Origin of the sequence: Rothia sp. HMSC071F11, from assembly GCF_001809115.1 — a bacterium.
GTDB lineage: Bacteria > Actinomycetota > Actinomycetes > Actinomycetales > Micrococcaceae > Rothia > Rothia dentocariosa.
This window is the reverse complement of the sequence record NZ_KV795771.1, coordinates 97,852-107,115: the sequence shown is the minus strand read 5'-3', so window position 1 is coordinate 107,115 and position 9,264 is coordinate 97,852. Positions and strand designations below refer to the sequence as shown.

Sequence of the window (9,264 nt, the reverse complement as noted above, 5' to 3'; positions counted from 1 at the left end):
GTTTTATATTTATGAGCGAGCAATCATCGAGAGAAAACTTTGTCGAACAGAACCTGCACTTGACCGCAAGCGTGGTGAGTTTCTTTACTGGGGGGGGGGTGATGATTTCCTTCTTGGCCCCCAAAACTGTAGAACGTTTTCGTCGGTTTTCCAGCAAGACCAGTTTGCCACAAAGAACCTCTCAATTGCGAAAAATCAAGCACACTTATAGGGCAGGTAGTCTCAACCGAAAAGCAGCGATGGATACCACACTGTATCCTGCCTTGAACCGTTCCACAACTCAGTGCTCTTTGAGACTGGCTCTTCAGATCGTGCCTACATGATCGATTATTCTACTCTCTGGTGCGCTGAAAGAGAACTCTCTCAAGATTATGGAAGGAGCCCCTTTATTTATCTCTGAAATACAATGTGTTACATTGTATTTCAGAGATAAATAAAGGGGCTGTGAAATGAACGCAACTGCTACCACGACGATCCGTCTTGACCCGAACCTTAAAGAACAGGCAACGAGCATCTTTGAGGCTCTTGGGATTAGCATGTCTTCGGCTATCAACACTTTTCTGAAAGCAACGATTCGTGAACAAGGTCTACCTTTTGAGATGAAAGTTGAATCTCCAGAAGCACCAGCTACTGGAAATTCCACTCTAAACAGTGCTTCTCTAGCACGAAAAGACGAGTTCTATACCCAGTACGAAGACGTAGCGAAAGAAATGCAATACTATGTAAAGCAATTCAAAGGGAAAACCGTTCTTTGTAATTGCGGTGACTCTTTTGAGTCTGCGTTTTTCCGCTACTTCGTTCTTAATTTCAATGAGCTGGGGCTTGCTTCGCTTATTTCTACTTCATATTCGGGGTCATCTCTTGGAAAGCAGGAAGATCCTTTACCTTCCACTCTCCCAGCATATAAAGCTACAGTAACTGAGGTACCAGATATTGATCTAGTTCGACCTGATGGTTCCCTAGATCTAAATGGTATTTTTAAGGCTAAAGGAAATACTTTGGAAGTTTTATCTGGTAACGGAGACTTCCGATCTTTTGAATGCGAAGAACTGCTTGAAGAAGTAGATATAGTAGTAACGAACCCGCCGTTCAGCCTTTTTCGGGAGTATATAAGCCAACTATACCGCCACAACAAGAATTTTATTGTCTTAGGTAATATGAACGCCGCAACGACCAAAGAGATTTTTCCGCTATTCCGCGATAATAAAATCTGGTATGGACGATCCATCCGTTCAGGTGACAGGAAGTTTTATGTCCCTAATAATTACCCTCTCAATGCAGCGGGTTGTGGCGTAGATGAACAAGGGCGCTGTTTCATTCGGGTCAAAGGAGTCCGATGGTTCACAAACATTGATAGCGGAATACTGCACGAACCGCTGCCACTCACTCAAGAGTATGATCCGGTAGCAAATCCTGCTTATGATAACTATAATGCTATCGAAGTTGGACGGACAGCTAATATCCCCGCTAACTACAAAGGAATCATGGGTGTTCCTATCACTTTTCTTGATAAGTACAGTCCTGACCAGTTCGAGATTCTAATGCTCGCCAACGGTAACGCACGAACCAATGTTGAATTCTCCACTCTGCAAACAGTCGGATATGAGCAACATCCAGAAGACCGCGGTGGAGTAACTATCCTCAACGGGCGTAGAACTTATGCGCGTATTCTTATTCAGAGTCGGAAAAATGAAAAATAAACTTCGAGTACCTTGCGCCTATCAGGGAGGCAAGCAGCGTGTTGCTCCTCAGATTGTAGAAGAGCTTATAGAAGCAGGCTCCGCTAAATCATTGTTCTACGATTTTTGCTGTGGTTCAGGTGCTATCTCTATTGAGCTAGTCAATAGAGGTATTGATCCTTCTCGTATCGTCATGCTGGATATAAGCTCTTGGGCAGTTTTCTGGAGGGCTATCGGTGCTGGTACATTTGACATACAGGTTTTTGACAATTTTCTATTAGAAATACCTTCTGATAAACGCCGGGTAAAATCGTATATGCTAGATCTTGTTGCTCAACCTGTGGGGTCGCATGAGGCTGAACTTTATCCTATCCTCCAATCGGCCTCATTTGGTGGAAAACAAATTTGGCGAGAAGAAAGCGGAAGCAAATGGGTCAATGCTTTCTTCCGTGATTATTGGGAACCTACACCTACTAGTGTGCGTCGTAGTCCTGCGAATCCGATGCAGCCATCACCCGATGAACTGCGAAGGCGAGTGATTATGCTAGCAAAACAGATGAAGGGGCTAACATGCGAAAAGGCCAATATCCTGACGACTTTGGACTGGGAGATTCCTGATGACTCGGTAGTTTATATTGACCCACCGTATAACAACACCACTGGTTACGCTTTCGAGTTTGATATTGATAATTTTACGGAGCGTTTTACTAATATTCATAAAACAAAGCTATTTGTTTCTGAAGGTAAGCAGTTATCCGAAAATGCAACTCGCTTGGTCTTTGGTGGAGCTAAAGGTGGTATCAATGGTAGTCGTGTAGGAAAACACCAAGAATGGATCAACCGTTTCTTCTAACCAGTGAATCAGAGAGGCTGAGGCGATCAGGATAGATACTTCTATAGGGCATCAGTATATTATACCGATATAACGAGAATTTGAGTTGAGGCCATTATATCCACATAAATCGGAATTGTTTTTGAAATTATCCAACTCACTTCCAGGAAACACAGCCAAAGAATAATAATCTGTACCAAGTTTAGTAAAGGTAATAATCTTAAATTTTAGACTGCTGTTTCCGTAGAGAGATTTTAAATTTTTCCCGGACGCGTTAACACCTTCGAGTTGCAACCTCCAGGTGCGATTACTATGTTGGTTGGATGGAAATTTTATAGTATTCCCTTTATAGTCATCACCTTGATAATGAATTGTAATATTTTTTGTTTGGGAGATTTGAGACGGATTTACTCCAAAAAATTCAACGGTTCCACACATATACCCTGCTTTGTTCCTGTCATATGGGGTTCCCGACGGATCGCCAGAAACCAATTTCGATTGTATGGATAAGTCAATTTGGTTACCTGACCCACCAGTCAATTTCTGTGTTGAATACCAAAGGGTATGATCGCTAATCTGTAAAGTAGGTGTAGTTAAAATCGCTGTATTTTTCTCCTGTTGTGAAGGGTCCTGAATCGGATTCCGAGTGGATGGCTTCTGGGGTAGTGCAATATGCTTTCCTGCGCCAAACTTAGGTTGCAGCTTGGACTGGTTCTGCCGTGCTTCCTTCCGATTTATTTTTTGTAGGACTTCTTGTGATATATAACCATCTTCTAGTAGTTCTTCGATGAAACCCTGGTCTTTAACGTGCTTGAACGAATTGCCAAGAATTTTAAGCTCATTTACATAGTCATCAATGCTTTGTTGAAGTTTTTTGCCGTCCATTTGAGTTAAATCCGCTGCGGCAATAAATGAGCTCTCGAAATTAGTCCAAAGTCCACCTGCTGTAAGGTTGTGCGACCCAACAATAGTTAGAATATCTTTGTCGTTTACAAAATTGAATATTTTAGGATGGAAAGTTTGTGAGGTTTCTGAGTGAATAATATTCAGGGAATCCACAGACTGATTTAGTGTAGTTAATGCTTCGTAAGATGTGCCGTCTAAATCAATTCCGACATACGCGGTCACACGTCCTTTAGCTAATCGAAACTCGTCGAGTGCATCCTTTATTCTGAGCACACCGGATTCTTTTGCAAATGCAACAATAATGGTCAAATCAGTGTATTTTTCTGAATTCAATAACGATATTAGTTTTTCACCCATCGTTCCGGAAAAGGGTTGATTGAAAAGTTCCAACTTGGTCTCCTAAACTATAGATTATATAAGGATGTTCTGCTCCCACACATAATTGGGGATTGCGCATCAGGGGTAGCTCTTATTCCTGAATGCGCACGAAATAGTAACGGCTCTTATACCTCGTATATGTATGATAGTGAAAGAAACGAACCAAATACCAATCACATGCGTAGATAGAGCATTCTACCTTTTCACCGTACCACTGGACTGACCACCACACAATTCGCTACCATCTTAATCTTGCTCAGTCATATCCTGGACCTGGGATATCTGAATACTAATCCCTACAGATTTGCTCTCGCCCAGGGGGTAAAAGCCGCCCCGTTATACCTACGCTAAAACCATACCGAAGAAACCCTCGCCAAATACTTCGGGGTATCCCAAGCCACTGACAATGCCACCATCACCATGATCGAAAAGGTGGTACTGACAAATCTGCAACCCGGTGATACCCACAGAACAGAAACCCTGCGAACTCTTTCGGAACTGTCATCATAGAGATACCCTTGATACCACTTATAACTGGCACACTACACCAGGTTATGGCAACTATTCATAATGACAGACCCTGTTATTAGAGCTCTTCACGATGTGTCTGCGTACCAGTATCACGAGTTGGACAGGTTTGTGACTCCGAAGGATATTTTGGTAAATAAGGAATACCAAGACTAGAGCTGATCAGCTTGTCTATGAAACCACCGCGTGAGAATCTCACCAAGAATGAGAAAGAGGTTAACCGCCAGATTAACCACCACTGGGCGGTGGTGGAGCGTCGTGTGATTGCTCGGGTGAATGCTGTTGCCGACCCCTGAGCTTCTTATCCTTAGGGTGTTCTTGGTCGTCTGTGGGCTTATCTTTTGGTTACGAGACAACTTCCAAGTAAGTAAAACTCAAACCCGTTTTAGTGGAATAAAGAGCCTTTTTAGTATGAGGAAATATGTAAGGAGTATATTGAGGGTTATTCATTAGGGGTGTAACACCCCAACCGCCTAACCACTCTTCACCACACAGAAAAACAACGGCCCCTCACCTCTTGTCCACGTATGATGGTGAAATACCAAAACCAACCACCAACCATACACGCACAGGTAGGAACCGTTGCCTTCTCACCGTACCACCGGCCTGAGACCAGCACAATTCACGACCCTCCTAGCACTTCCTGACCAAACACCTTCACCTGGAATACTCCGAACACTAAACCTCATAAACTCACCCTTACCCAAGGGCTGAAAGCCACCCTGCTGTATCTACGCCAGAACCAGACCGAAGAGTTCTTAGCCGAAGACTTCGGAGTTTCTCAACCAACGATCAGCCGCATCCTGAACAAGATCGAAACAGCACTGCTACACGTCTTAGCCCCAGCAGTACCGCCCATACCTGAAACCCTGCTGCAGAGTCCTGGGACCGTGATCGTCGACGGCACCCTCGTGCCCACCTACAACTGGCATGTTCCAAGAATACGCCTATACAGCGGTAAACACCACCGTGCAGGATTCAACCACCAGATTATCTGCACTCTAGATGGTATACCCTTGGTGATCACCGACCCCGTACCCGGGGCACACCACGGCACGTTTGCGTACCGGTGGTACGGATTGGACAGATTTTTAGACCCGCACGATACTCTAGGCCGATAAGGGCTACCAAGGACTAGACCTGATCACCCTGGTGAAGAAACTACCCGGCGCAGAACTCACCGACAACGAGAAACACCTGAACCGGCACGTCAATCACCACCGGGTCGTCATCGAACGCGTGATCGCACACTTCAAGTGTTGGCGGGTACTCTCTAGTATCTTCCGCAGATTCCTCACCTCGTACCGGAGAGTGTTCTCGGTGGTGCGGGCACTGTTTTTCTGGATACAAAACCACCCAAATGAATAACCCTCATTCATTGAGAATGTTCAGGGGGTTTTCATAGAATATCCAGGGTGTAATCATAGTGTAAAAATATGAATACTGACCATGACTTTTCATCCCAAAATTCTGCTCACGATGCGCCTGTTGCTCAAAGCGTCCGCGAGGTTTCTCGGTCGGGTATAGTCGATGGCGCCTCGGCAGTACCGGAGCAGCACGAACAGCAGCCGCAGTATTCCCGGCTGGAGACATCCACAGCCGCGATGACCGCCTACCCCGAATTTCCGTTCCGTTGGCTGTACAAGGTGCGTATCGCGTTCATGATGGTGAGCCTGGGGCTATCTGTGTGGGGCATATATAACATTGTGGAGTTTATCGCCAAGTATGGATTCAAGTATTGGGGTACGATAGTACCGGCAAGTGCACTTCTGGTGTATTACGGGCTTCAGGTACTCGCCGGTATCTTCTACCTCAGGTCTAAAGCACTGGGATTTATTCTGAGCATCAATATTATTGGTCTATTTCTTCAAGCTCTAAAGATAACAACGCTAACTGATGTGATCACCCATATGGATAAATTCTTCCAATACGCCAATGGCTTGATGTACCTCAACTGGGCTCTATATTTCATAGACGTAGCCCTTTGCATCGTCTTTATCTTCGTAACGGTTCGTGAATATTCTCGCCTAAAGAAGGATAATACGATGTGGACGCAGGGAGCGTAGCCTCTAATGTAGACGGTAGCTAGCTGTGAAAATACATGAATGCCCCCGAACTTCTTCAAGAAGTCCGGGGGCACTCTCATATAAACGCTCGGGAACGGAAGCTACTCGTGCGGGAAGGTATGACTTAGCCACCACATCTGCTTATGTCAATGGAGCGGGTTTTCCGCCACTTTATTGGAATAAAGAGCCTTTTTAGCATGTGGGTGAGAGGTCTGCCGGGCGAATCCGGCGAAAATAGTCGCCGTCGTGAACGGTGTGCATGGTAGTTTTATATTTATGAGCGAGCAATCATCGAGAGAGAACTTTGTCGAACAGAATCCGCAGGATGCGGTAAAACCTGGGACGGCGTCGCAGCCTTCCGACGATCAGGCTTCGACGGTACCGGGGCAGTATGCGCACCCGGGAGCTGCGAACCAAACGGAAGCGCCCATAGCCGTGACGACGGCATACCCTAAATTCCCGTTCCGTTGGCTGTACGGGGTGCGCATCGTAGTCACGGCGGTGAGTTTATGGCTCAGCGTGCGGATTCTCTACAAACTTGTTACCACGATTCTTGATGGTTATGTGTCGCTCGCCCTCGCAGAAATTATCGAAGCACCGCAGGTTATTGGATATCCGGTCTACGAAATCATGCAGATTATCGCGGCAATACTATACCTACGGTCCAAAGGGCTTGGCTATATTCTGGGCGTGAATATCCTCGGTTTAATCGTCCAGTTGCCCTCGCTGCCTAAACTGATTGAGAATCTTCTGCGCTTAGATATTTTCTTTGAATATGCCAAAGCTTCAACGTACTTAGACTGGGGACTGTACATTATTAATCTGGTTCTGTGCATATTCTTTATCATCATTGTGATTCGCGAATATTCTCGCCGCCAGAGAATGAAGACGAATCAGACTCAGCCTGCTTACGCGGCGACTCCACATGCTTCTGTACCGCCGACCGTCGTGCCGCACAACCCTGCCGCGCCAGCACAAACGCAGGGAGCACAAGCACAAACCTCACAATCTCAGCATGCACAGCCTCAGAATCCGCCGGAGCAGCCTCTAATGTAGCCGGTACTCCGCAGAGGTTGTGAAAATACATGAGCGCCCCGGACTTTTTCAAGGAGTCCGGGGCACTCTCATATAAACATTCGGGAACGAACGCTACCCGTGTGGAAATGCGCGCTTTAGCTGCCGCATCTGCTTATGTCAATGGAGCGGTTTTTCCAATGCTTTATTGACGTAAAGAGCCTTTTTAGTATGAGGAAATATGTAAGGAGTATATTCATTGAGAATGTTCAGGGGGTTTTCATAGAATATCCAGGGTGTAATCCTAGGGTGAAAATATGAGTACTGACCATGACTTTTCGCCCCATAATTCTGCTCGCGATGCGCCTGCCGCTCAAAGCAGCCGCAAGGTTCCTTGGTCGGGTATGGTCGATAGCGCCTCGGCAGGTCATGAACTTCCTGCGTATACGGCACTTTACGGCCAGCTGGGGGATGAGGAACTCGTGATCCGCCCTAGTGAAGATCCGGAAAATGATGCCGAAAAGCCGAAAAATACCACAAGTTCAGGAAGTCCCGTAAAATCGCTAGAGAAGGCGCATGATTCAGTGGAAGTCTCTGCGGCAAAACCCCTAGGGCTTGAGAATCTCAAGATATTCTATGTTCTTCGTATAGCTCTGGCGTATATTCCGATAGTAGTTATAGCTTATTCGTGGATAAATTCTATGGCGCGGTATTCAACTTCATATCGCGAAGAAACTTCTGTAAATCTGTTATCGGTTGAACGGCCATTATCCCATATAGCGATTCTTGGGTTTCTGATGATTCCTTATGCAGTATATATTACGGCCGTACAGACCCGCGCCTGCGCAAAATTTATACGGCGCAAAGACTATCCCTGGGTTGAAAAGGTGAATAACTATGGTCTTGTATTCTCTTTCGTGATGACCATGGTTACCGTCGCATACGATAACCCCTTTGGGTGTCTTATGGTTCTTTTTGACCTTGGGGTGAGCATTGTTTTCGTGAAAATGATGGGTTCAGGGACGGCAAAAACTAAACCTGCCGCCCGACCCCTAAATATCGCAGACCTCGATAGTAAGGAAAGTTCAAACAACAGCCGCAGTGACGAAGAGGCAGAAAAATAGCAGGATGTGAACGATATGCGTGATAGTTTTGAATTTATGCGTGAGCAATCATCGAAAGAAAACTCTGTCGAACAGAATCCGCAGGATGCGGTAAAACCCTGGGCGGCGTCGCAGTCTTCCGACGATCAGGCTTCGACGGCACCGGGGCGGTATGCGCACCCGGGAGCCTCATATCCCGAATTTCTGTTCCGTTGGTTGTACGGGGTGCGTATCGCGTTCACGATAGTGAGCCTGGGAATGTCCGTGTGGGGTCTATATGACTATGTGGAGCTTACCGTTAAGCATGGATTCGACTATTGGGATGCAGAAGATTTTCAGCGCATAGCATTGGCGTGTGCATATCCGGTATATTACGGGCTTCAGATACTCGCCGGTATCTTCTATCTCAGGTCTAAATCACTGGGATTTATCCTGGGTATCAATATTATTGGTTTGTTCCTTCAAGCTGTAGAGGTAGCATCGTTCATTAAACTGATCATCTTAGCGGGTGGCTTCGGCTCCTTCCGGTACGCCAATGGCTTGGTGAACCTCGGCTGGGTTCTATATTTCATAGATGTAGCCTTCTGCATCGTCTTTATCTTCGTGACGGTTCGTGAATATTCTCGCCGCCGAAAGAATAAAACGGTTTGGACTCAGGGAGTACAAGCGCAAACCGCACAGCCTCAGAATCCGCCGGAGCAGCCCTTAATGTAGCCGGCACTCTGCCAGCCGTGAAAATACATGAGTGCCCCCGAACT

At 46.1% G+C, this 9,264-nt stretch carries 9 protein-coding genes and 2 pseudogenes; 10 read left to right on the top strand and 1 reads right to left on the bottom strand.

The window, feature by feature from the left end; translation table 11 throughout:
• From HMPREF2554_RS11690 to HMPREF2554_RS10395, 3 genes are all read left to right on the top strand, one after another.
• On the top strand, nucleotides 1-211 hold a 211-nt coding region (locus tag HMPREF2554_RS11690), incomplete at its 5' end, for a hypothetical protein (RefSeq protein WP_210396057.1).
• Nucleotides 212-449: 238 nt separating this feature from the next.
• A complete protein-coding gene (locus HMPREF2554_RS10400; protein ID WP_083297476.1) occupies nucleotides 450-1,700 on the top strand; it encodes a type II toxin-antitoxin system RelB/DinJ family antitoxin in 1,251 nt (416 codons plus the stop codon).
• Entirely contained in the window at nucleotides 1,690-2,532 is an 843-nt protein-coding gene (locus tag HMPREF2554_RS10395) for a DNA adenine methylase (protein WP_070555237.1), read from the top strand. Before HMPREF2554_RS10400 ends, HMPREF2554_RS10395 begins: the two co-directional genes overlap by 11 nt.
• Before the next feature lie 51 nt (nucleotides 2,533-2,583).
• On the opposite strand, the gene HMPREF2554_RS10390 is transcribed toward HMPREF2554_RS10395, so the two are convergent.
• Nucleotides 2,584-3,807, bottom strand: coding sequence for a phospholipase D family protein (locus HMPREF2554_RS10390; protein ID WP_070555234.1), 1,224 nt, complete (start codon nucleotides 3,805-3,807; stop codon nucleotides 2,584-2,586).
• A 683-nt stretch (nucleotides 3,808-4,490) separates the two neighbouring features.
• Here HMPREF2554_RS10390 and HMPREF2554_RS11920 point away from each other — a divergent pair.
• The 7 genes and pseudogenes from HMPREF2554_RS11920 (at nucleotide 4,491) to HMPREF2554_RS10370 (ending at nucleotide 9,220) form a co-directional block, all read left to right on the top strand.
• Complete coding sequence (locus tag HMPREF2554_RS11920) at nucleotides 4,491-4,619, top strand: hypothetical protein (protein ID WP_256388025.1); 129 nt, start codon at nucleotides 4,491-4,493, stop codon at nucleotides 4,617-4,619.
• A 402-nt stretch (nucleotides 4,620-5,021) separates the two neighbouring features.
• Nucleotides 5,022-5,444: pseudogene (locus tag HMPREF2554_RS12055) on the top strand (transposase family protein); the annotation flags it as partial.
• Nucleotides 5,445-5,448: 4 nt separating this feature from the next.
• Nucleotides 5,449-5,691: pseudogene (locus tag HMPREF2554_RS12050) on the top strand (transposase family protein); the annotation flags it as partial.
• Nucleotides 5,692-5,759: 68 nt separating this feature from the next.
• A complete protein-coding gene (locus tag HMPREF2554_RS10385; protein WP_070555231.1) occupies nucleotides 5,760-6,389 on the top strand; it encodes a hypothetical protein in 630 nt (209 codons plus the stop codon).
• 276 nt (nucleotides 6,390-6,665) lie between these two features.
• Nucleotides 6,666-7,445 carry a hypothetical protein gene (locus HMPREF2554_RS10380; protein ID WP_070555227.1) on the top strand — a complete coding sequence of 260 codons (780 nt, stop codon included), beginning with the start codon at nucleotides 6,666-6,668 and terminating at the stop codon, nucleotides 7,443-7,445.
• 275 nt (nucleotides 7,446-7,720) lie between these two features.
• A complete protein-coding gene (locus tag HMPREF2554_RS10375; protein ID WP_246826067.1) occupies nucleotides 7,721-8,527 on the top strand; it encodes a hypothetical protein in 807 nt (268 codons plus the stop codon).
• A gap of 15 nt (nucleotides 8,528-8,542) precedes the next feature.
• Nucleotides 8,543-9,220, top strand: a complete 678-nt coding sequence (locus HMPREF2554_RS10370) for a hypothetical protein (protein WP_070555223.1) — start codon at nucleotides 8,543-8,545, stop codon at nucleotides 9,218-9,220.
• Nucleotides 9,221-9,264 lie beyond the last annotated feature (44 nt).